Consider the following 21443-nt stretch of genomic DNA (forward strand, 5'->3'; position numbering starts at 1 on the left):
TAACGCAAGGTTACGTCCCGAGCTTTCGTGAAAACCATGAAGGCTGTGAAGTTTTGTAAAAATAGGACAAAAGCAGACTACTCTCATAGCAGTTCCCTTAGCCTTCGGTTAATTTCATCACGAGACAACAAAAAGGACTGCTCGTGATGTCAGAGACCGAACGACTTATCGTCATACGGCCGATGCTCGGCTGCCACACCCTCTCCCATCTATCGTCACGCCCCTGACCCGGCTCGGGTTATCCACGGGGTGAACAGGCGGTCCTTTCCCTGCTCGTAACGCATTAACCATCCGCCACGCCGACCTTGGCGCGACGACACACGGCTCAAGATGATGTCCATTCTTATCCAGCCCCGTACCTTGGCGGTTTCCCTGTACGGTGATTTGTCTTCATACGATGCGCACCGGTTCGGTCCGTGGCTGGTCGAGGCCGGCACTTTTGATGCGATCGTGCCAGCGAATACATCGGTAGTGGTGCCATGGCGGTACGGCATCAGTCGATTAACCACTGGCGCAGACCTGAGTGAGCTCGTCGCGCACTTCGAATCGCAACGCACTATCGCGATGGCTGCCGGTGACCGTTACTACTTGAGATTTGCCGACACGCGCGCGCTTGCCACGTTGGAACGGGTCCTTACACCCGGGCAGAAACGACAGTTGAAAGGACCGGTTGCCCATTGGCGGTACTTGGACCGCTTTGATGCGGAGCGGGAGTTCGGCGAATCGGTGTCGAGCGAGCCGCGTCGTCAAAACATGATCGTGTTGTCGGAAGCGCAGAGCGAGCGTCTGCTCGAACTACAGTTCGCCCAGGCGCTGGCTGACGATGTGCACGCGACTAGCGGCGGTGAACTTCATCCGCATCTCATTGCCGCGCAATACCGGTTGATTGAGGCGGCCGCGTTGTTCGTCCTGGAGCAGGGCATCGAACCGTTCGAAGTGCAGCGCCATGTTGCTGCTGTCACTGTGAAGACCGATGGCGCGCTGCTGACGGATGCGCGATTTTTGGAGGAGGTCAGGTCGGCGCATGCTTCTTGGGGGTTGGCATGAATTGATGAAGTGGTGCGGTGTTTAGAAAGACTGGACTTGGAGTTGAGGATGAATAAACGTTTTTGCCGAAGCGTGGTCGCCGCGTTCGGGCTGGCCTTGATGAGTGCGCTCTTTGGTTGCCAGTCGTTGGGCAAGGAGCCGACTTTTGGGGCGGATTAGACGGGTATCGATCATCTGGCTGATTACCTCAGCGTGTCTGATTTTTCGGTGAACGGTACTGGAGGCTTTCAAGCTGGGAAGGGGGGCAGTACGATTTGCTGCGCGGTTATTCCTGAGAAATGGCATCCGGGATTGACGGCGCACGTTAAGTGGAGCGTAAGCGACTGGAAGCACGGCGGCGGTGATTTCCATGAGGCCGACGTGCCAGTCGACCAGTACTCAAGGCTGGGCCATATGTGGGTGCATTTCCTCGCCGATGGATCGTTGCGGATCGTGGTGACCGATATCGGTCCGTATGCGCCTGATTATCGTGGGCCGCACGATCTGATTCCGCAGAAATATCCGTGGAAGCAGTATCCGCCACCTACCCGTAAAGGACCGACATTTTCGGAAGACGAACTCGAAAAGTACAACCTGCGCTAGCAGGACTTTGACCATGACTGACAACGCAGGCCTGCCATGCGCCGCAGCACATCCGATGAATACCGATGGCGTGGTGAGACCGTACCGAGAATGTGGCTGTACTGAGTTGCCCACCACGACGTGGCGTGCTGTTCAGAAAGATTGAACTCGGAGATAAGGATGAAAAAAAGCACATGGCGGCGGTGGATCGCGAAATTCGGAATCGTTTTCGCAATCGCGCTTATGGCCTCCTCGGTTTCTGCGTCGATGGGTGGCATCGACCATCTGGCGGACTACCTGAGCGTGTCGAATTTTTCGGTTAATGGTACGGCGGGGTTCCGGGCGGCTGACGGGAACGCTAGCGTTCCCAGCCCATCGATGCCTCGCAAGTGGCACCCAGGTCTGACTGTGCATGTGAGATGGACAGTCAGCGACTGGAAGCACGGTGGTGGCGGTGACTATGAAGCTGACGTACCCGTCGATCCATACGCCGAACCTGGGAACGTGTACGTGCATTTTCTGGCCGATGGCAATGTGCGCGTCGTGGTGTCGAACTATTACCCCTGGAGTCCGAAGTACCCTGGTCCGCACGATCCGATTCCGCAGAAACAACCGTGGAATGACTTTCCGCAATCTTGGGTGGACCGTCGATCGGTATCCGAACGCCTCAAAAATATGGATATGCAACCGCAACCGCAAATTCCCGCCGACACTGAAGGTAAGTGAATTCTAGTAAGGAAACCGTATTGATGACAGATAATGTAAGTCTGCTGCGCGCAGCAGCGCACCCGATGAACACCGACGGCGTAACTGCTACCGCCCCGACTATGCAGTACCGCGCCGAGAAGTGCGAATTTCCATTGCATATCGGATTGTTTTTCGATGGTACCGGTAATAACCAAGACTGGGCGGGACCGGATTACGCTGGCGGAACCCAACTGCAACGCATGAAGGACAGTAACGTTGCACGGCTCTTCAGAGCCTATCCGAATTCGCGACTGAAGGGCTACTACCCACGCTACATTCCCGGGGTCGGTACGCCGTTCGCCGACATTGGTGAGGACATTGCTCGAGACATGCTTGGCATGGGTTTCGGCGCAGGCGGAGAGGCGCGTATTGTATTTGGCCTGTTACATGTTCTGAACTCAATGCGGAGTTCGCTCGACAACGGCGATATCCCTATGGTCCAGCCGGGGGCCGTCAAGGCGCTCTGTAGTAATAGCTGGCTGCCGCTGCAAACCGGCACGGGGGAAAACGATAACCCCCTATCGCTCTTCGACCAGTTCGCGCTCGACGAGGTCGGCATGAAAGATCGAGGCGGACTGTTGATGATGAATGGTTTTACGTATCGCACGCAGTTCCTCAAAACCCAGTTTTCCCAACTCGCACAGAAGATAAGTGAGACGTCGCACCCGAAACCGGTCGAGGTCTTTATCGATGTGTTCGGATTTAGTCGGGGCGCCGCGCAAGCACGTGTGTTCTGCAATTGGTTGGACGAATATTTCGAGGGCAACACACTGGCGGGAATGACGGCCCATATCCGCTTCCTAGGCATCTTTGACACAGTGGCCGCCGTTGGACTGGGGCCCGCTGCGGGTAGATGGGCCAACGGCCACAATGGCTGGGGCGAGCCCGAAAATCTACGGATAGCACAGCGGGTTCGTCACTGTGAGCACTATGTGGCCATGCACGAACAGCGCGATTCGTTCCCTCTTGAGGACGTTCAGACGCCTGGCGATGCGATGCCGTCAAATTGCAGACAGTTTCGCTTTCCGGGTATGCACTCTGATCTGGGCGGCGCTTACTCGCCTGAAGCCGCTCGTGCAACTCGCGTACCTGTGGATATTGAGTTCGCCACGGAGACAACCGAACGATGGAGCCCCTTCGCGGTCAGCGAAAAGTTGCTTTCCGACTATTACTCTTTCATCAAAACCAACGGCACCGCCACCCGCCAAATCGCCGACTGCCTTATCGACATCCTCGCGTGGCGCCTCCGCTTCCGCGACAGCTACGGGAAATTGCCGTTCATTCAGCAAGCGACCCAAACCGAGCAAAGCGACCTGCTGGGCGCACACAATGTCTTCCTGAAGGACATCCGCGAGATCGACGATGCCGAGCACCGGCTCTATTACGCACGCGAAGGCGTCGCCACCTCGAAACTCTCCCTGAGCGGACAAATCTTCCGGCAATCGGCTGCTGAAAATCATCTGACCCAGGCGTATGAAGCGCAAGCCAACATCCCGCGTGATAGACGGCATATTTATGAACTGGTCAGGACCCGCAAGCTCAGCCCGGACGAACTCGACTTCTTCAGCGAATACTGTCACGACTCTTTCGCAGGCTTCAAACCATTCGATAACTGGCCTGGCCGCGCTCTTTCGCGCAATGCGCCGTGGGAAAGCGGCGGTTACCTGAAGTTTCGCACCCGTTACGCGGGCGAAAGTCTGCGGCTCGCGCTGCTGGAATCCATTTCAGAGTTTTCCGCCGAGGTATGAGCGGCACGGGGCCGACATCAGTGCGCGAGCGTCACGTTTGACGCGCGCCGCGTAGTTGAACCGGGCGCAACCCGTGCCCGACAACCCACGCCGCACTCAAATCGCCTGAGCCCGCCCCGGAAAAGTTTCGTCATAGCCTGAGCCTTCATCAACTTCGGCCGCCGTCCCCCGTTGCTCACGGTACATCATCGGCGGCAGGCCAAACTGCTTGCGGAATTCGCGTCCCAAATGCGAGGCATCGGAAAAGCCGCAACTCGACGCGATATCCGCCACCGTTTTATCCGAACTCGTCAGCAGCCAGGCCGCAGTGCGCAAACGCACCTGCTTCGCATACGCCTGCGGTGCCTTGCCGGTTTGCGCCTTGAAGAGCCGTTCGAGTTGACGCGGCGACAGATCAAGCTTGCGCGCCAGTTCATCAAGCGACAACGAACGCCCCACATGCTGCTCCATCAGCAGAATCGCGCGCTTCACCTTCGGATGCGCGGCGGGCGCCAATCCCGGTGGATGCGGCTGCGGCGCATTGCCCTTCTGCATATCGTCGACCAGCAGGATCCGCAGCGCCTTTTGCACCGTGGCCGTTTCAAAGTGGCGCAGCAGAATCGCGGCCGCCACGTCGATCGACGCGCGCCCACCCGAACACGTAATACGCCGACGGTCGATCACAAACAAGCGGTCTGCCACCAGCGCTTCCTCATTGACCGACGGAAAGCGCTCGATGAAATCCCAGTAGTGAAACCAGCTCACGCAGATCCGGTGGCCTTCCAGCACGCCCGCGCGCATCAGCGAGAACACGCCGGTGCACATGCCGACGAGCGTCGCATCGGTAGCGGCGGCGCGACGGATGAAGGCCAGCGTCGCATCGTTCGCGGCCGGCCCGGAATGCAGCAGGCCGCCCACCACGACGACGTAATCGAACGGCTCGGCGTTGTCGAACGTCTCCCACGGCGTGATCTGGATGCCGCAGCTCGCGCGCACCGGAGCGAGGGTTTCCCCTATCACGCTCCACGAACAGCGCACGGGCTTGCTGAAGTCGCCTTCATCCGCGGACAGGCGCAGCAGGTCGACGAAACCCGAGAACGCCGTCAGCGTGAAGTTCGGCAGCAGGATGATGCCGAAGCGGATGCGCTGCTTTGTGGTGCCGTCGATCGATTGAAGGGGAAGCGGTTCAGCGGAATTCATGCACGCGGCCAGCAAGGGAAAAGGGTTGAAACAAGCATAGCACCGGGAATGGCGTCCGCTTTAACGGGCCAATGATCGGGCCACTCATTCGGGCCGTTTCAGCACCACCAGCATCGCCAGCCGCAACCTGCGCGCCTGTCGCAAATGCGTCAGAAGTCATCGCAAATCCGCCGCCGCGCTTTGCCGGCGGCCCGCTTGACGCCACTATCCCACTGTCATGCCGTTTTTATTCTATCGGTCCAATTTGACGTGCGGTGCAATAGGGGCTAGTTCAAGCCAAACCCGGCACCCCAGCTAATCTTGGTATCGCAGCAACGTATAAGGCACGTCATGAACGTCAGCGTCTTCGATCTGTTCAAGGTCGGCATCGGTCCCTCCAGCTCGCACACCGTCGGGCCGATGATCGCTGCGCGCCGCTTCGCCTCGCATATCGAAGACGCCAATCTGCTGAGCTTCGTGCGCCGCGTCAAGGTCGAACTGTTTGGCTCGCTCGGCGCGACCGGCAAAGGGCACGGCACGGACAAGGCGGTGTTGCTCGGCCTCGAAGGCAATCTGCCCGATCTGATCGACCCGGACATCATCGAACCGCGTCTGCAGGCGATCCGTGAAACCAGGCAACTGGTGCTGCTCGGCAAGCATCCGGTCAAATTCGACGAGCGCGAACACCTGGGCTTTTTTCGCAAGCTGATGCCGGGTGCGCCAGGTTCGAGCATCGTGCATCCGAACGGCATGCGTTTTCAGGCTTTCGACGAAAACGGGCAGTTGCTGGTGGAGAAAGAGTATTACTCGATCGGCGGCGGCTTTGTGATCAATCGCGAAGGCGACCGCGTCAACGGCCTGCGCGCCGGCGCGGACGTGCCGTTTCCGTTTCGCACCGGCGACGATCTGATGCGCGTGTGCCGTGAAACCGGTTTGTCGATTGCAGAGGTGACGCTGCGCAACGAATGCGCGTCGCGTACCGAACAGGACGTGCGCGAAGGGTTGCTGGCGATCTGGCGCGCCATGTCGGCCTGCGTCGAACGTGGCTGCAAGGGGCGTGGCGAGTTGCCCGGTCCGATGCACGTGAAGCGCCGCGCGGCCGACCTGTGCGCGCAATTGCGTTCGCGTTCGGAAGAGTCGCTGCGCGATCCGCTGTCCATGCTCGACTGGGTCAATCTCTACGCCATGGCCGTGAACGAAGAAAACGCAGCCGGTGGGCGCGTCGTCACGGCGCCGACCAACGGTGCGGCCGGCGTGATTCCGGCAGTGCTGCATTACTACGTCAAGTTCATGCATGCGTCGAACGACGCGGGCATCGTCACGTTCCTGCTGACAGCGGCTGCGATCGGCATCATCTACAAGGAAACCGCCTCGATCTCGGGCGCCGAAGTGGGCTGCCAGGGCGAGGTCGGCGTTGCGTGCTCGATGGCCGCCGCGGCACTCGCCGCCGTGATGGGCGGCACGCCGGCCCAGGTCGAAAACGCCGCCGAAATCGGCATGGAACACAACCTCGGTATGACTTGCGACCCGGTCGGCGGTCTCGTGCAGATTCCCTGCATCGAACGCAATGCGATGGGCGCAATCAAGGCGCTGAATGCCGCGCGCATGGCGATGAAGGGCGACGGCCAGCACTACGTGTCGCTCGATAACGTGATCAAGACAATGCGCGAAACCGGCGCGGACATGAAGACGAAATACAAGGAGACGTCGCGCGGTGGCCTTGCCGTGAACGTTATCGAGTGTTGAACCCGTTAAGCACCAAAGAGTAACAACAGGACCCAAAGGACCAATAATGAGCCGCTATTCGATATTCAGCCTGTTGCGCAACGGGATGTCGTATCACGAGAACTGGGAGCGTCAGTGGAAAAGCCCGGAGCCCAAGCGTGAGTACGACGTCGTGATCGTCGGCGGCGGCGGCCATGGGCTCGCCACTGCCTATTACCTCGCGAAAGAGCATGGCGTGCGCAATATCGCCGTGCTGGAGAAAGGCTGGATCGGCGGCGGCAATACCGCGCGCAATACGACCATCGTGCGCTCGAATTATCTGTGGGACGAATCGGCCGCGCTCTATGAGAAAGCGATGAAGTTGTGGGAAGGTCTGTCGCAAGACCTCAACTACAACGTGATGTTCAGTCAGCGCGGCGTGATGAATCTCGCGCACACGCTGCAGGACGTGCGTGACACCGAACGTCGTGTGAATGCGAACCGGCTGAACGGTGTGGATGCGGAATTCCTCACGCCGGAGCAGATCAAGGAAATCGAGCCGACCATCAATCTGAATAGCCGCTACCCGGTGCTCGGTGCGTCGATCCAGCGCCGTGGCGGCGTGGCTCGGCACGATGCGGTGGCGTGGGGTTTTGCGCGTGGCGCGGATCAGGCCGGCGTGGATATCGTGCAGAACTGCCAGGTCACGGGGATTCGTCGTGACGGCAGCCAGGTGATCGGCGTGGATACCACCAAGGGTTTCATCAAGGCGAAGAAGGTCGCGGTGGTCGCGGCGGGCAACACATCCACGCTCGCGGACATGGCGGGCATCCGGCTGCCTTTGGAGAGCCATCCGTTGCAGGCGTTGGTCTCCGAGCCGATCAAACCAGTCGTCAATACGGTGGTGATGTCGAACGCGGTGCACGCGTACATCAGCCAGTCCGACAAGGGCGATCTGGTGATCGGTGCGGGCGTCGATCAATACACGGGCTTTGGTCAGCGCGGCAGTTTCCAGATTATTGAAGGCACGCTTGAAGCGATTGTGGAAATGTTCCCGGTGTTCTCACGCGTGCGGATGAATCGCCAGTGGGGCGGCATCGTCGACGTGTCGCCGGATGCGTGCCCGATTATCAGCAAGACCGACGTAAAAGGGCTTTATTTCAACTGCGGCTGGGGCACGGGCGGCTTCAAGGCGACGCCCGGTTCGGGTTGGGCTTATGCGCACACGATCGCGAAGGATGAACCGCATCCGCTGAACGCGCCGTTTTCGCTGGACCGTTTTTACACCGGCCAACTGATCGACGAGCACGGCGCTGCCGCTGTTGCCCACTAACGCTTGCATTGCAACGAGTTGCATGGGACCGGCGTAACGCGCCAAGCGCGAACGCTGGTCGACAGGAGAAAAAACAGATGCTGCTGATCGAATGCCCATGGTGCGGGCCACGCGCCGAAACCGAATTTTCCTGCGGCGGCGAAGCGGACATTGCACGTCCGCTCGACACCGACAAACTCACCGACAAGGAATGGGGCGACTACCTGTTCATGCGCAAGAATCCGCGCGGCGTGCATCGCGAGCAATGGATGCACACCCAGGGATGCCGCCGCTGGTTCAAGGCGCAACGCGACACCGTGAGCTACGAGATTCAGGGCTACGAGACGTTCGAACGTCCGCTGCTCGCGATGGATAGCAACGAGGCTAAGGCACAAGACAAGGCACACGAGGGAAAGGCACCATGAGCCAGAAAGACCGACTCCCCAGCGGCGGGCGCATCAACCGCGCAATCGTACTGAATTTCACGTTCAATGGCCGCAAGTATCAGGGCTTTCAGGGCGACACGCTCGCGTCCGCGCTGCTCGCGAACGGTGAGCACTTTGTGGCGCGCAGCTGGAAGTACCACCGGCCGCGCGGCATCGTGACGGCGGGTGTGGAAGAGCCGAATGCGATCGTGCAACTCGAAACCGGCGCATATACGGTGCCGAACGCGCGTGCGACTGAAGTGGAGTTGTATCAGGGCCTCGTCGCGACCAGCGTGAACGCGAAGCCGAGCATCGAGAAAGATCGGATGGCAATCAACCAGAAGTTCGCGCGCTTCATTCCGGCGGGCTTCTACTACAAGACCTTCATGTGGCCGCGCAAGTTCTGGCCGAAGTATGAGGAAGTGATCCGCGATGCGGCCGGCCTCGGCAAGGCGCCCGAGCAAACCGATGCGGACCGCTACGACAAGTGCTTTGCGCACTGCGACGTGCTGGTGGTCGGCGGTGGCCCGACGGGGCTGGCGGCGGCGCATGCGGCGGCCTTGTCAGGCGCACGCGTGACGCTGATCGACGACCAGCCGGAACTCGGCGGCTCCTTGCTGTCGTGCCGCGCGGAGATCGACGGCAAACCCGCGCTGCAATGGGTCCACAAGATCGAGGACGAACTTCGGCAGATGCCCGATGTGAAGATCCTGTGCCGCAGCACGGCATTCGGTTACCAGGACCATAACCTCATTACCGTCGCGCAGCGGCTCACTGAGCATCTGCCGGTGTCGCAGAGAAAGGGCACGCGCGAGCTGATGTGGAAGATCCGCGCCAAACGCGTGATTCTCGCAACGGGTGCGCATGAGCGGCCAATCGTGTTCGGCAACAACGACTTGCCGGGCGTGATGCTGGCGTCGGCGGTGTCGACGTATCTGCATCGTTATGCGGTGCTGCCGGGACGCAATGCCGTGGTGTTCACGAACAACGACGACGGTTATCAATGCGCGCTCGATCTGAAGGCGGCAGGCGCCCAGGTGACGGTCGTCGATCCGCGCGCGGGTGAATCGAAGGGCACGCTGCCCGCGCTCGCCCGGCGGTATGGCGTCAAGGTGATGAACGGTGTGGCCATTACGGCCGCGCACGGCAAGCTTCGCGTGTCGTCTGTCGATATAGCGTCGTATTCGAACGGACAGGTCGGTGCGAAGCAGGGCGCGTTGCCCTGCGATCTGCTCGCGATGTCCGGCGGCTGGAGCCCGGTGCTGCACCTGTTCGCGCAATCGGGCGGCAAGGCCCATTGGCATGACGACAAGGCCTGCTTCGTGCCGGGCAAAGCAATGCAGGCGGAGACGAGCATTGGCGCGTGTGCCGGCGACTTCACGCTGGGACAGGGCATTCGTTTCGCGGTCGATGCCGGCGTCGAGGCGGCGCGTGCGGCGGGTCACATCGTTGCACGGCCGAACCCGGTGCAGGTGACTGAGATTAGCGAAACGAAGATGCAACCGCTGTGGTTGGTCGGCGGCCGCGAACTCTCAACGCGTGGGCCGAAGCAGTTCGTCGACTTCCAGAACGACGTCTCGGCGGCCGATATTTTCCTCGCGGCGCGCGAAGGCTTCGAATCCGTTGAACACGTGAAGCGCTATACGGCGATGGGCTTCGGCACTGATCAGGGCAAGCTCGGCAACATCAACGGTATGGCGATTCTCGCGCAGGCACTCGGCAAGACGATTCCCGAAACCGGCACGACGACGTTCCGTCCGAACTACACGCCGGTGACATTCGGCACGTTTGCCGGCCGCGAACTCGGTGAGTTTCTCGATCCGGTGCGCAAAACAGCAGTGCACGAATGGCATGTGGAAAACGGTGCGGCGTTCGAGGACGTCGGCAACTGGAAGCGTCCGTGGTACTTCGCGAAGGCGGGCGAGGACATGCACGCCGCTGTCGCGCGCGAATCGCTGGCGGTGCGCACGAGCGTCGGCATCCTCGATGCCTCGACGCTCGGCAAGATCGACATTCAGGGCCCTGATTCGGCGAAGCTGCTGAACTGGGTCTACACCAATCCGTGGAGCAAGCTGGAAATCGGCAAATGCCGCTATGGCCTGATGCTCGACGAAAACGGCATGATCTTCGACGACGGCGTGACCGTGCGTCTCGCCGAGCAGCACTACATGATGACCACCACGACGGGCGGTGCGGCACGCGTGCTCACGTGGCTCGAACGCTGGCTACAAACCGAGTGGCCGGACATGCGCGTGCGGCTCGCCTCCGTGACGGATCACTGGGCAACCTTCGCCGTGGTCGGTCCGAACAGCCGCAAGGTTTTGCAGAAGGTGTGCCACGACATCGACTTTGCAAACGCGGCGTTCCCGTTCATGAGCTATCGCGAAGGCACGGTGGCAGGCGCGGCGTCGCGCGTAATGCGGATCAGCTTCTCGGGCGAACTCGCCTATGAAGTGAACGTGCCCGCAAACGTAGGACGCGCGGTGTGGGAGGCGCTGATGGCCGCTGGCGCGGAATTCGACATCACGCCGTATGGCACGGAAACCATGCACGTACTGCGTGCGGAGAAGGGCTACATCATCGTCGGTCAGGATACGGACGGCTCGATGACACCGTACGACCTCGGCATGGGCGGGCTGGTCGCGAAGTCGAAAGACTTTCTCGGCAAACGTTCATTGACGCGAACGGACACGGCGAAGACGGGGCGCAAGCAACTGGTCGGGCTGCTCTCGGACGACCCGTCGTTCGTGATTCCCGAAGGCTCGCAGATCGTTGCGGGTCCTTTCCAGGGCGATACCGCGCCGATGCTCGGACACGTCACGTCGAGCTATTACAGCCCGATCCTGAAACGCTCGATTGCAATGGCGGTGGTGAAGGGCGGTCTCGACAAGATCGGCGAAAAGGTCACGATTCCGCTCGCGAGCGGCAAGCAGATTGCGGCCAAGGTCACCAGCTCGGTGTTCTACGACAGCGAAGGAGCACGTCAACATGTGGAATGAAACTAGAGGAACGGTGTCGGCGGTGGATCGCGCTGTCGGCCAGCAAACGGGCGTGTGGCAGGAGTCGCCGCTGGTGGGGACGGATGCGCTGCTGAAGAAGCATCAGGCGACGGCTTCGGCGGCGTTCCGGTTGAGCGAGCGGCCGTTTCTGGAACTCGTGAACGTGCGCGGCGATACGCGCGATGCAGTGTTCATGAAGGCCGTGGAGAGTGTGATCGGCTGCCGGCCGCCCGAGAAAGCGAACACCATCGCCCGAGGCAACGGCTACGACATGCTGTGGCTCGGTCCGGACGAGTGGCTGGTGCGCTCGGCAATGGCGCACGACGCAACGCGTACCGCGCCGTTGCAGGCGAAGTTCGGCGCGGCATTTGCGGGCGTGTTCGCGTCGGCGGTGGATATCGGCAGCGGGTACACGGTGCTCGAAATCAGCGGCACGCGCACGCGTGAAGTGCTGGCGCGCGGTTGCCCGCTCGATCTGCACCCGAAATTGTTCGGTGAGGGGCAGTGCGCACAGAGTCACTACTTCAAGGCGTCGATGACGCTGTTGCCCACCGGCGCGGCGTGTTTCGATATCGTCGTGCGCCGCAGTTTTGCGGACTACTTCGTCAAGATGATGCTCGATGCGGCCGAGCCGCTGATGTCGTGAAGCGCGGCGAGCGGCGTCTTGCTGAGGCACCGCTCGCGGCTCTCGCGCCGCCGACTGACATGACGTCGACACGTCTAGCTACCTCGCGCCTCACTGAACGCGCGTGCCATCAGGGCGATGCTCACGCCGCGCTTGCGCTGCTTGATCAGAGCATCGTATTGCGGCACCGTCGCATCGCGCTGATCCGCTATCTCCTTGCGCAGCAACTCGGCGCACCGCTTCAACCGCGGCATCACGAATACGTTGAGAAGATTGCGGCCCGTTTGAGCGCGGATGCGCTTGCGCGCATTGCCGGCGCTGCGCGTGCACGGCTTCGACCGTAAGGGTCCTGAACGGCCGGAACGGCGCTCCCGTTCCATTCCGATGACGCATTTCTTCTATGTGGCCGATTTATGTCGGCGTCTACTGAATCGCACTGATCGGAACGTCCACGCGGCAGCCGCCGCATCAACGAGGGAGTGACATGTCTACCGCTTTTCAGCCTCGCGCGAGCGCAGCCGCCAGACTCGAGCGACTGCCGTTCTCCGGATATCACCGGACCATCTTCCTCATCATCGCGATCGCATTCTTTTTCGACTCGGTCGATCTCGGCACGATGACCTTCGTGCTCGGCTCGATCAAGACCGAATTCCATTTGTCGACCGCGACGGCGGGGCTGGTCGCGAGCGCGAGCTTCTTCGGCATGGTGATTGGCGCGGCGGTCGCCGGATTGCTGGCTGATCGCTTCGGACGGCGCCCCGTGTTTCAGTGGAGCATGGTGCTGTGGGGGCTGGCATCGTATCTGTGCTCGACCGCGCAGAGCGTCGAAGCGCTGATTTTCTATCGCATACTGCTTGGCTTCGGAATGGGCATGGAGTTCCCCATTGCACAGACCCTCCTGTCCGAATTCGTGCCCGCAGCGTCACGCGGACGGTTGATTGCCCTGATGGATGGTTTCTGGCCGCTTGGTTTCATCACGGCGGGCGTGGTGTCGTATTTCGTGTTGCCGACGTTCGGGTGGCGCACGGAGTTCGCGCTGCTGGCCATTCCTGCCGTGTTCGTGCTGATTGTGCGCCGCGTCGTACCGGAGTCGCCGCGCTGGCTGGAGCATCGTGGACGCCTCGCCGAAGCGGACAAGATTCTCGCCGAAGTCGAAGTGAAGGTGATGAAAGCGGCCGGCCTGAGCCAGTTGCGTGCGCCGGTGATGCTGCAGGAACCGCCTGCCGCGAAGGGTACGGGTGCGTTCCGCGAGATCTGGAGCATGGCCTATCGCCGTCGCACGATCATGGTGTGGACGCTTTGGTTCTTCGCCTTGCTCGGTTTTTACGGGCTGACGTCGTGGCTCGGCGCGTTGATGCAACAAGCGGGCTTTGCAGTGACGAAATCGGTGCTGTACACGGTGCTGATTTCGCTCGGCGGGATTCCGGGCTTTATCTGCGCGGCGTGGCTCGTCGAACGTTGGGGACGTAAGCCGACCTGTATCGCGTCGCTGGCCGGCAGCGCGGTGATGGCCTACGTCTACGGACAAACCGCGTTGCACGCGCAAGCGCCGACGCTGTTGATCTGTGCCGGGCTCGCCATGCAGTTCTTTCTGTTTGCGATGTGGGCGGTGCTTTACACGTATACGCCCGAGCTTTATGGCACCGGTGCACGGGCTACCGGGTCGGGGTTTGCCTCAGCGATCGGCCGTGTGGGTTCGTTGATCGGCCCTTACGTGGTGGGTGTCGTGCTGCCGGTGTTCGGCCAGGGTGGCGTGTTCTCGCTCGGTGCGATGTGTTTTGTGATCGCCGCTGCGGCAGTGTGGATCATGGGGATCGAGACGCGTGGACTGGCGCTGGAGACCTTGGTGTCTGAAGCAGTTGAATCGGACACGCATGGGGTGTTGAGTCCTGCGCGGGAGTGAACAAAGCAATAAGGCCGCGAATATTTTCGCGGCCTTATTGTTTAAATCCCGGCTCGACAGTTTGTTTCGACGCGAACTAAACCGTCGCCACCTCACGCTTCCTCGACGCCACGCCGTTCGCCACAAAGTAGGGCGTTTCCACCCGCGCCAGCGTCTCCCGCCCACGAATCCGATCCGCGATCTTCTCCGCGATCATGATCGTCGGCGCGTTCAGATTGCCCGTTGTGATCAGCGGCATGATCGAAGCGTCGACCACGCGCAATGCTTCCATGCCATGCACGCGCCCCTCGTTGTCGACGACAGCCATATCGTCATAACCCATCTTGCACGAGCACGATGGATGAAATGCCGTTTCTGCACGGTTACGCACGAAGGTGTCGAGTTGCTCGTCCGTGGTCAACTCCGCGCCCGGATTCAACTCGCGGCCGCGATAACGATCGAGCGCCGGTTGGTGCATGATCTCGCGCGTGATGCGGATGCCGTCACGGAATTCGCGCCAGTCGAGCGGATCGGCCATGTAATTGAACAGAATGCTCGGATGCGCGCCAGGATCGCGCGACGTGAGTTTCACACGGCCACGGCTCGGCGAACGCATCGAACCGACATGCGCCTGAAAGCCGTGCATTTTGATCGCGTTAGACCCGTTGTAGTTGATCGCGACGGGCAGGAAGTGATACTGCATGTTCGGCCACAGATCATCGTCGCGGGTACGGATGAAGCCGCCCGCTTCGAACTGATTGCTCGCGCCGATACCCGTGCCGTTAAGCATCCATTCAAGTCCGATTGCAGGTTGATTCCACCATTGCAACGCCGGATACAGCGAGACCGGTTCTTTGCATTCATACTGGATATACATCTCCAGATGGTCCTGCAGGTTTTCGCCGACGCCTGGCAGATCGTGCACGAGCGGCACGTCGAGTTCGCGCAGCCATGTTGAGCGGCCGACGCCTGAGCGTTGCAGCAATTGCGGCGAGGCGATCGCGCCGCTGCACACCAGTACTTCGCGGCGTGCATGCGCGGTCACTGCGTTGCCATGGTGCAGATACGCGACGCCAATCGCGCGCTTGCCCGAGAACAGTACGCGATCGGTCACGGCATGCGTGACGATGGTCAGATTCGGGCGCGCTTTCGCACGATCCAGATAGCCGCGCGCGGTGCTGGCGCGTCGGCCGTTCGCCGTGACCGTGCGATCCATCGGACCAAAGCCTTCCTGCTGATAGCCGTTCAGATCGTCGGTACGCGGAAAACCCGCCTGCACGCCGGCCTCGACCATCGCCGCGAACAGGGGATTGTTGCCGGGCTTGCTCGTCGTCACGTGAACCGGTCCATCGCCACCGTGATACGCGTTCGCACCGACATCGCGCGTTTCGGCCTTGCGGAAGTACGGCAGGCAATCCAGATAGGTCCAGTTTTCGAGCCCTGGGCGCCCGGCCCAGCCGTCGTAATCGAGCGCATTGCCGCGGATGTAACACATGCCGTTGATCAGCGATGAACCACCGAGTCCCTTGCCCCGCCCGCACTCCATGCGGCGGTTGTTCATATGCGGCTCGGGGTCGGTTTCGTACGCCCAGTTGTAGCGCCGCCCCTGCAACGGATAGGCGAGGGCCGCGGGCATCTGCGTGCGGAAATCGAAACGGTAGTCGGGGCCGCCTGCTTCGAGGAGCAGCACGGTCACGTTCGCGTCTTCGGTCAGGCGCGACGCGAGCACGTTGCCTGCTGAACCCGCGCCGACGATGATGTAATCGTATTCGTTCGAAGCCATCGCCGCCTCTCCTTAGAACACCGGTTGATACGGACCGAGCTCGACCTGCACGGACTTGATGCGCGTGTAGTGTTCGAGCGTGGTGATGCCGTTCTCGCGGCCGACGCCCGATTGCTTGTAGCCGCCCACCGGCATTTCCGCGGGAGACTCGCCCCATGTATTGATCCAGCAGATACCCGCTTCGAGACGATGAATCACGCGATGCGCACGCGCCAGATTTTCAGTCACGACACCCGCAGCGAGACCATAGGCGGTGTTATTTGCACGCGAGATCGCTTCGTCTTCGTCGTCGAACACGAGGATGCTCATTACCGGGCCGAAGATTTCTTCGCGCACGATACGCATGTCGTCATGGCAACCGGTGAAAACCGTCGGCTCGACGTATTGGCCGTTGCCGAAGTGGCCTTCCGTTACCCGGTTGCCGCCGGCAATTAGGCGCGCGCCTTCCTGCACGCCGCTTTCGATGTAACCGAGCACTTTCCGCAATTGCGCTGCGCTAACCAGCGGGCCGAAGTTGGTGTCGGCGTCAGTTGGCGCGCCGACACGAATTCGTTTGACACGTTCCAGCACCAGCGATTCGAACCGTTCGAGCACGCTACGCTGCACGAATACGCGCGTGCCGTTCGTGCAGACCTGACCGGAGCTGAAGAAGTTGGCGCTCATCGCGATGTCGGCGGCACGTTCGAGATTGGCGTCGTCGAAGACGAGCAGAGGGGATTTGCCACCCAACTCCATCGTCACTTCTTTCAACGAGGATGCTCCGGCAAGCGACATCACCTTCTTGCCGGTTTCCACACCGCCCGTGAACGAAATTTTCTCGATGTCCGGATGAGCGGCAAGCATCGCACCCACGCGTCCGTCGCCTTGCACGACATTGAATACGCCGGCCGGTACACCGGCTTCGGTATAAATCTCTGCGAGTTTCAACGCGGACAGCGGGGTGATTTCGCTCGGCTTGAAGATCATCGCATTGCCGGCCGCCAACGCGGGAGCCGACTTCCAGCACGCGATCTGAATAGGGTAATTCCACGCGCCGATACCTGCGCACACGCCCAGCGGTTCACGCCGCGTATAAACGAACGACGACGGCCGCAACGGAATCTGCTGCCCCTCGATAGCGGTGGCGAGCCCCGCGTAGTACTCGATCACATCCGCGCCGGTGACGATATCGACCGCCTGGGTCTCCGCGATCGGCTTGCCGGTGTCGCGCGTTTCGAGCGCGGCGAGTTCGTTGTTGCGTTCTCGCAAGATATCGACTGCGCGGCGAAGGATGCGTGAGCGCTGCATCGCCGTGAGCGCGGCCCACTCGCGTTGACCCTCGCGTGCGGATTGCACTGCGCGATCGACATCGGCCGCGGAGGCCTGTTGCACCGTCGCGAGCGTTTCGCCGGTGGCGGGGTCGAGCGTGTCGAAAGTCTCGCCGCCGGTTGCGTCGACGTAAGCGCCGCCTATATAGAGACGTTGCGTTGCGAATACCGCCATGACTTGCTCCTTTCTTAAAGATGTCGCCGGGCTAGTTGCGTGCTTCCAGGACCAGATCGATGTATTCGTTCGCCACGCGCAGGGCGGCCTTCGTATCGAAGGGCTCGCCGGACAAGGCGCCGCGCAACCATAGACCGTCGATCAGCGCCGCGAGACCGCCAGCCGCACGGCGCGCCGCCGACCGTGGCAGCGCTTTCGAGAAATCCGCGCACAGGTTCGAGTTCAACCGGCGCGTGTTGACATACTGAAGCCGCCGTAATTGCGGCTTGTGCATGCTCTCGGACCAGAACGCGAGCCACGTTTTCATCACTGGGCCGCTGGTTTGCGCTGCGTCGAAATTCGCCGCGACGACGGCGCGAAGTTTCGAGCGCGGATCCGCCTTCGCCGCACGGCGCCTGCGTGACGTGGCTTGCCACAGATCGCGCAGCACGTGGCGCATGGTGGCTTCGAGCAAACCGTCCTTGTCGCCGAAATAGTGACTGACGATACCGGTGGAAATGCTCGCGCGCTGCGCGACCGACGCGAGCGTTGCGCCGGCGAGACCGGCCTGGTCGATGGTCAGCAGCGTGGCGTCGATCAGCTGTGCGCGGCGGATTTCGCGCATTCCAAGTTTGGGCATGGTGCTCGGGGCGGCAGGCACAGGCAGGCCGCCCAAGTGTTCGATGGACTATATTAGTTTTTTTATATTGAACGGTCAATCAATAAAAACCGGGTTTCATCAGCGCGCATATAAGCATTACCCCGGAATCAACGCCGCGTCGAGGCACAGACGTTTCAGCCTCACGCCTCGCGACTGAGCACACGGAATCGGCCGGGACTCTGTCCGGTTGAGCGCTTGAACGCGATGCTGAATGCCGTGTCCGACAGGTAGCCGATTCGCGACGCGATGTCCGTCAACGGTTCCTCCGAGTGTTTGAGCGCGGAGCGCGCAATCGTCATGCGCCATTGAGCGAGGTATTCGACCGGCGCGCAGCCCACTTGCCGACGAAAGCGCGTCGCAAACGCGGTGCGCGACATGCCCACCGAGGACGCGAGGCTATCGACGGTCCAACGTTCGCCGGGTTGCGCATGCATCATCGACAGGGCGCCGCCGATCTTCGGATCGGCCAGGGCGCCCAGCCAGCCCTCGGGTTGCGGCGTTGACGCCAGATAAGTGCGTAGCACGTGAACGAGAACTAACGCGGCGAGACTGCTGCTCGCGACATCTGCGCCGGCTTGCAGGCCGCTCGTTTCCCATTCAAGCAGGTCGAGGAGACGCGAAAGCGCGTGCGACCCCAGATCCGCAGCACGAAGATGAATCAGCGGCGGCAGATGCCTGAGCAGAATCTCCGTGACGTCGTTTTCGAACGTGAAGCGGCCGCTCGCGATGCTCACCTGTTCGTGATCGCCAGCGCCATCGTCGCCCTGATAGCGAACCACGCCGTCCGCACCGCGAATGCTGCGATAAGCCGCCGGTCCATCGAGCGGCACACGCTCGGGGTCGCTCGCCGAACAGAACTGCTGGCCGTCCGTGAGCATATAGAAATCGCCCTTTTCGAGCATCAAAGGCGCTTTGCTGCCGGCGATCCACAGATGAAAACGCCCGGATAGCACGCCGCCGAACTTGACGCCCTGGTATGCGGGAAATCGGAAGGCCCACGCGCCACGTCCTTCGAATCGGGACGACAACACGCTGCTTACCCGCAGCATCGAAAGCACGTCGGAAAGTGCGTCCATAAATGTACGATCTAATAGGAATTGGGGCGTTTCTATTATAGGCACGAATGTTCGTTAGCAGGATCATAGCGTCAACCTTGCATCGAATACACCGCTTGACGGACGGAGCACCTATCCATGAAAGCCTGGCAACTCGAGCGGCTTGGCGGCACGCTGAGCCTGACCGATATTCCCGTTCCTGAACCACGCGCGGGCAGTGTCGTGGTTCGCATCGAAGCGTCGTCGTTGATGTCGTACATGAAGGCGTATGTCGGCGGCGAACTGCCGATCTATCACGCGCCGCCGCAACCGTTTATTCCCGGCGGAAACGGTGTGGGTGTCGTCCATGCGGTAGGCCGTGACGTGTGGCATCTGCAGCCTGGGCAACGTGTTGTACTGCAATCGCATTTTGTCGCGCAGGAAAACGTGCGGGAGCCGGCGCAGATCCTGATCGGCGTGACAGCGAACGGATCCGTGGCCCGACGCGTGCAGACCGACTGGCCGGACGGCACGCTCGCTGAATATGCATCCTTTCCTGCGAGCGCGGTGACGCCGGTCGACGATCTGTCGCAACTCAGCGCCGTACAGCTCGCTTTGACGACACGCTGCATCGTGCCGTTCGGTGGCTTGCTGCGCGGACGTCTCGCAGCGGGAGAAACGCTGATCGTGTCAGGCGCGACAGGCGCGTATGGCAGTGCCGCTGTGCTCGTCGCATTGGCGATGGGGGCGAGCCGAGTCGTCGCGGTCGGAAGAAATACGCAAGTACTCGAGTCTGTTGCGGCGCTCGGACGCGGGCGTGTGGTCACGACTGTGGCGACCGGCGATGTAGCTGCCGACGCCGAAGCGATACGCGCGGCGGCAGGTGGTGGCGCGCACATGGCGTTCGATATGGTCGGCAACGCGCGCGACCCCAATCTGACGCTTGCCGCGCTACGCGGCCTTGCTCAGGGCGGCAGGCTTGTGCTGATGGGCAGCATGACTGTCCCGCTGCCGATTCCCTATACCGAAGTCATGCTGAACGGCTGGGAGATTCTTGGCCAGTTCATGTATCCACGCGACGCGTACCGGCGTCTGCTCGATCTCGTTCGCAGCGAACAACTTCACATCGCCGCGCTGCATGCGCGCGTTTATCCGCTCGCTGAACTACCGAAAGCCATGGAGGCCGCGGCGACAGCGAGCGCCTTTGAATGCGTTGTCATCGATCACGAGGAATAGGGACTCATGCAAGTACTCAAAAAGGCCTTCAGCAAAGGCGCGCGCAGGCAGCACTTCATTTCAAGGAAAATCCATGATAAGTCTACAAACTCCGCTTCATTCCGGATTCGGTTCGCGTAGCACGGCGGCCGACGTGATCGCCGGCGTCGATCTGCGCGGCAAAGTGGCGATCGTTACCGGTGGCTATTCCGGCATCGGCCTCGAGACGACACGCGTGCTGGCCGAAGCCGGAGCAACGGTGATCGTTCCCGCGAGAACGCCGGACAAGGCCTATGAGGCACTCCACCGCATTCCGCGCACCGAAGTGGCAATACTCGACTTGCTCGATCCCGCCTCGATCGATGCTTTCGCGGATACATTTCTGTCGAGCGGTCGCGCGTTGCATCTCCTGATCAATAACGCGGGCATCATGGCTGTGCCTTTCACGCGCGATGCCCGTGGGTATGAGGCGCAATTCGCCGCAAATCATCTGGGGCATTTCCAGCTCACGGCCAGGCTCTGGCCCGCACTGAAGCGCGCCGGTTTCGCGCGGGTCGTCACGCTGTCGTCCGGTGCGCACCGGTACGCCGCGTTCGATTTCGACGATCCTCACTTCGAACGTCGTCCCTACGATAAATGGATCTCCTATGGTCAATCCAAAACGGCTGGTGTGTTGTTCACGATAGCGCTCGACAGGCGGGGCTCGCCGCACGGCATTCGCGCATTCGCGGTGCATCCAGGCCGGATCGAGACGGCGCTGCAACGATCCATCACGATGGAAGAGCTCCAGGCGATGGGTTTTCGCGACGCGGCGGGGCAGATTCCCGAGGATCAACGGTCGTTATACAAGACGGTCGGACAGGGCGCGGCAACGACAGTATGGTGTGCCACCAACCCGGCGCTCGAGCATATGGGCGGCGTGTATTGCGAGGATGTCGATATCGCAGAAGCCGTACCGGCAGATCACAAGCCGTTGAACGGCGTGTTGCCGTGGGCCGTTGACGCAGATGCCGCGGAGCGCCTGTGGGCATTGAGCGAGAACCTGAGCGGGGCGCGTTTGTAGCGGCCGTAGTACGGTTTG

18 protein-coding genes are annotated in these 21443 nt (G+C 61.1%); 13 read left to right on the plus strand and 5 right to left on the minus strand.

The features are described 5' to 3' along the window. Window positions 1–330 precede the first annotated feature (330 nt). The 4 genes from PQQ52_RS11275 to PQQ52_RS11290 all read left to right on the plus strand — a co-directional run bounded on the left by PQQ52_RS11275 (window position 331) and on the right by PQQ52_RS11290 (window position 4103). On the plus strand, window positions 331–1047 hold the full coding sequence (locus tag PQQ52_RS11275) for a DUF4123 domain-containing protein (protein WP_408210517.1): 717 nt from the start codon (window positions 331–333) through the stop codon (window positions 1045–1047). A gap of 192 nt (window positions 1048–1239) precedes the next feature. Next, a complete protein-coding gene (locus tag PQQ52_RS11280; RefSeq protein WP_408210520.1) occupies window positions 1240–1629 on the plus strand; it encodes a DUF3304 domain-containing protein in 390 nt (129 codons plus the stop codon). A 159-nt stretch (window positions 1630–1788) separates the two neighbouring features. Continuing rightward, window positions 1789–2334, plus strand: coding sequence for a DUF3304 domain-containing protein (locus PQQ52_RS11285; RefSeq protein ID WP_408210523.1), 546 nt, complete (start codon window positions 1789–1791; stop codon window positions 2332–2334). A 23-nt stretch (window positions 2335–2357) separates the two neighbouring features. Further along, window positions 2358–4103: a T6SS phospholipase effector Tle1-like catalytic domain-containing protein gene (locus tag PQQ52_RS11290; RefSeq protein WP_408210525.1), complete on the plus strand. Its 1746-nt coding sequence runs from the start codon at window positions 2358–2360 to the stop codon at window positions 4101–4103. A 96-nt stretch (window positions 4104–4199) separates the two neighbouring features. Here the strand turns inward: PQQ52_RS11290 and PQQ52_RS11295 are convergent, their stop codons facing one another. Beyond that, window positions 4200–5282 (minus strand): GlxA family transcriptional regulator, encoded by a 1083-nt coding sequence (locus PQQ52_RS11295; protein WP_408210527.1) that lies wholly within the window; start codon window positions 5280–5282, stop codon window positions 4200–4202. A 330-nt stretch (window positions 5283–5612) separates the two neighbouring features. Between PQQ52_RS11295 and PQQ52_RS11300 the strand changes: the two genes are divergently transcribed. The 7 genes from PQQ52_RS11300 (at window position 5613) to PQQ52_RS11330 (ending at window position 14229) form a co-directional block, all read left to right on the plus strand. Next, window positions 5613–7007: an L-serine ammonia-lyase gene (locus PQQ52_RS11300; protein ID WP_408210530.1), complete on the plus strand. Its 1395-nt coding sequence runs from the start codon at window positions 5613–5615 to the stop codon at window positions 7005–7007. Between the two features lie 46 nt (window positions 7008–7053). Continuing rightward, window positions 7054–8298 carry a sarcosine oxidase subunit beta family protein gene (locus PQQ52_RS11305; RefSeq protein ID WP_408210533.1) on the plus strand — a complete coding sequence of 415 codons (1245 nt, stop codon included), beginning with the start codon at window positions 7054–7056 and terminating at the stop codon, window positions 8296–8298. Window positions 8299–8375: 77 nt separating this feature from the next. Next, on the plus strand, window positions 8376–8702 hold the full coding sequence (locus tag PQQ52_RS11310) for a sarcosine oxidase subunit delta (RefSeq protein ID WP_408210535.1): 327 nt from the start codon (window positions 8376–8378) through the stop codon (window positions 8700–8702). After that, window positions 8699–11701 (plus strand): sarcosine oxidase subunit alpha family protein, encoded by a 3003-nt coding sequence (locus PQQ52_RS11315; protein WP_408210538.1) that lies wholly within the window; start codon window positions 8699–8701, stop codon window positions 11699–11701. The genes PQQ52_RS11310 and PQQ52_RS11315 overlap by 4 nt, the downstream gene beginning before the upstream one ends. Further along, complete coding sequence (locus PQQ52_RS11320; RefSeq protein WP_408210541.1) at window positions 11691–12347, plus strand: sarcosine oxidase subunit gamma; 657 nt, start codon at window positions 11691–11693, stop codon at window positions 12345–12347. The genes PQQ52_RS11315 and PQQ52_RS11320 overlap by 11 nt, the downstream gene beginning before the upstream one ends. 59 nt (window positions 12348–12406) lie before the next feature. Next, a complete protein-coding gene (locus tag PQQ52_RS11325; protein ID WP_325043549.1) occupies window positions 12407–12670 on the plus strand; it encodes a hypothetical protein in 264 nt (87 codons plus the stop codon). A gap of 140 nt (window positions 12671–12810) precedes the next feature. Next, window positions 12811–14229 carry an MFS transporter gene (locus tag PQQ52_RS11330; RefSeq protein ID WP_408210544.1) on the plus strand — a complete coding sequence of 473 codons (1419 nt, stop codon included), beginning with the start codon at window positions 12811–12813 and terminating at the stop codon, window positions 14227–14229. A gap of 76 nt (window positions 14230–14305) precedes the next feature. On the opposite strand, the gene betA is transcribed toward PQQ52_RS11330, so the two are convergent. From betA to PQQ52_RS11350, 4 genes are all read right to left on the minus strand, one after another. Next, window positions 14306–15991 carry a choline dehydrogenase gene (betA, locus tag PQQ52_RS11335; protein WP_408210547.1) on the minus strand — a complete coding sequence of 562 codons (1686 nt, stop codon included), beginning with the start codon at window positions 15989–15991 and terminating at the stop codon, window positions 14306–14308. Window positions 15992–16003: 12 nt separating this feature from the next. Next, window positions 16004–17473 (minus strand): betaine-aldehyde dehydrogenase, encoded by a 1470-nt coding sequence (gene betB, locus PQQ52_RS11340; protein WP_408210549.1) that lies wholly within the window; start codon window positions 17471–17473, stop codon window positions 16004–16006. Between the two features lie 31 nt (window positions 17474–17504). Beyond that, window positions 17505–18092 (minus strand): transcriptional regulator BetI, encoded by a 588-nt coding sequence (gene betI, locus PQQ52_RS11345; RefSeq protein ID WP_408210552.1) that lies wholly within the window; start codon window positions 18090–18092, stop codon window positions 17505–17507. A 161-nt stretch (window positions 18093–18253) separates the two neighbouring features. Then, window positions 18254–19189, minus strand: a complete 936-nt coding sequence (locus PQQ52_RS11350; protein WP_408210555.1) for an AraC family transcriptional regulator — start codon at window positions 19187–19189, stop codon at window positions 18254–18256. A 117-nt stretch (window positions 19190–19306) separates the two neighbouring features. Between PQQ52_RS11350 and PQQ52_RS11355 the strand changes: the two genes are divergently transcribed. Together PQQ52_RS11355 and PQQ52_RS11360 are read left to right on the plus strand one after the other, a co-directional pair. Beyond that, complete coding sequence (locus PQQ52_RS11355; RefSeq protein ID WP_408210558.1) at window positions 19307–20383, plus strand: zinc-binding dehydrogenase; 1077 nt, start codon at window positions 19307–19309, stop codon at window positions 20381–20383. 73 nt (window positions 20384–20456) lie between these two features. Then, window positions 20457–21425, plus strand: a complete 969-nt coding sequence (locus PQQ52_RS11360) for an oxidoreductase (protein ID WP_408210560.1) — start codon at window positions 20457–20459, stop codon at window positions 21423–21425. The last annotated feature ends 18 nt before the right edge of the window (window positions 21426–21443 follow it).

Origin of the sequence: Paraburkholderia sediminicola (assembly GCF_046030555.1) — a bacterium.
Lineage (GTDB): Bacteria > Pseudomonadota > Gammaproteobacteria > Burkholderiales > Burkholderiaceae > Paraburkholderia > Paraburkholderia sediminicola_E.

Bases quoted from the DNA above. Each gene is read 5' to 3' on its own strand.
- PQQ52_RS11325 (WP_325043549.1), top strand. From the start codon at position 12,407: ATGACGTCGACACGTCTAGCTACCTCGCGCCTCACTGAACGCGCGTGC.
- PQQ52_RS11310 (WP_408210535.1), top strand. From the start codon at position 8,376: ATGCTGCTGATCGAATGCCCATGGTGCGGGCCACGCGCCGAAACCGAA.
- betI (WP_408210552.1), bottom strand. From the start codon at position 18,092: ATGCCCAAACTTGGAATGCGCGAAATCCGCCGCGCACAGCTGATCGAC.
- PQQ52_RS11315 (WP_408210538.1), top strand. From the start codon at position 8,699: ATGAGCCAGAAAGACCGACTCCCCAGCGGCGGGCGCATCAACCGCGCA.
- PQQ52_RS11320 (WP_408210541.1), top strand. From the start codon at position 11,691: ATGTGGAATGAAACTAGAGGAACGGTGTCGGCGGTGGATCGCGCTGTC.
- PQQ52_RS11355 (WP_408210558.1), top strand. From the start codon at position 19,307: ATGAAAGCCTGGCAACTCGAGCGGCTTGGCGGCACGCTGAGCCTGACC.
- PQQ52_RS11300 (WP_408210530.1), top strand. From the start codon at position 5,613: ATGAACGTCAGCGTCTTCGATCTGTTCAAGGTCGGCATCGGTCCCTCC.
- PQQ52_RS11290 (WP_408210525.1), top strand. From the start codon at position 2,358: ATGACAGATAATGTAAGTCTGCTGCGCGCAGCAGCGCACCCGATGAAC.
- PQQ52_RS11350 (WP_408210555.1), bottom strand. From the start codon at position 19,189: ATGGACGCACTTTCCGACGTGCTTTCGATGCTGCGGGTAAGCAGCGTG.
- betB (WP_408210549.1), bottom strand. From the start codon at position 17,473: ATGGCGGTATTCGCAACGCAACGTCTCTATATAGGCGGCGCTTACGTC.
- betA (WP_408210547.1), bottom strand. From the start codon at position 15,991: ATGGCTTCGAACGAATACGATTACATCATCGTCGGCGCGGGTTCAGCA.
- PQQ52_RS11330 (WP_408210544.1), top strand. From the start codon at position 12,811: ATGTCTACCGCTTTTCAGCCTCGCGCGAGCGCAGCCGCCAGACTCGAG.
- PQQ52_RS11285 (WP_408210523.1), top strand. From the start codon at position 1,789: ATGAAAAAAAGCACATGGCGGCGGTGGATCGCGAAATTCGGAATCGTT.
- PQQ52_RS11305 (WP_408210533.1), top strand. From the start codon at position 7,054: ATGAGCCGCTATTCGATATTCAGCCTGTTGCGCAACGGGATGTCGTAT.
- PQQ52_RS11295 (WP_408210527.1), bottom strand. From the start codon at position 5,282: ATGAATTCCGCTGAACCGCTTCCCCTTCAATCGATCGACGGCACCACA.
- PQQ52_RS11360 (WP_408210560.1), top strand. From the start codon at position 20,457: ATGATAAGTCTACAAACTCCGCTTCATTCCGGATTCGGTTCGCGTAGC.
- PQQ52_RS11275 (WP_408210517.1), top strand. From the start codon at position 331: ATGATGTCCATTCTTATCCAGCCCCGTACCTTGGCGGTTTCCCTGTAC.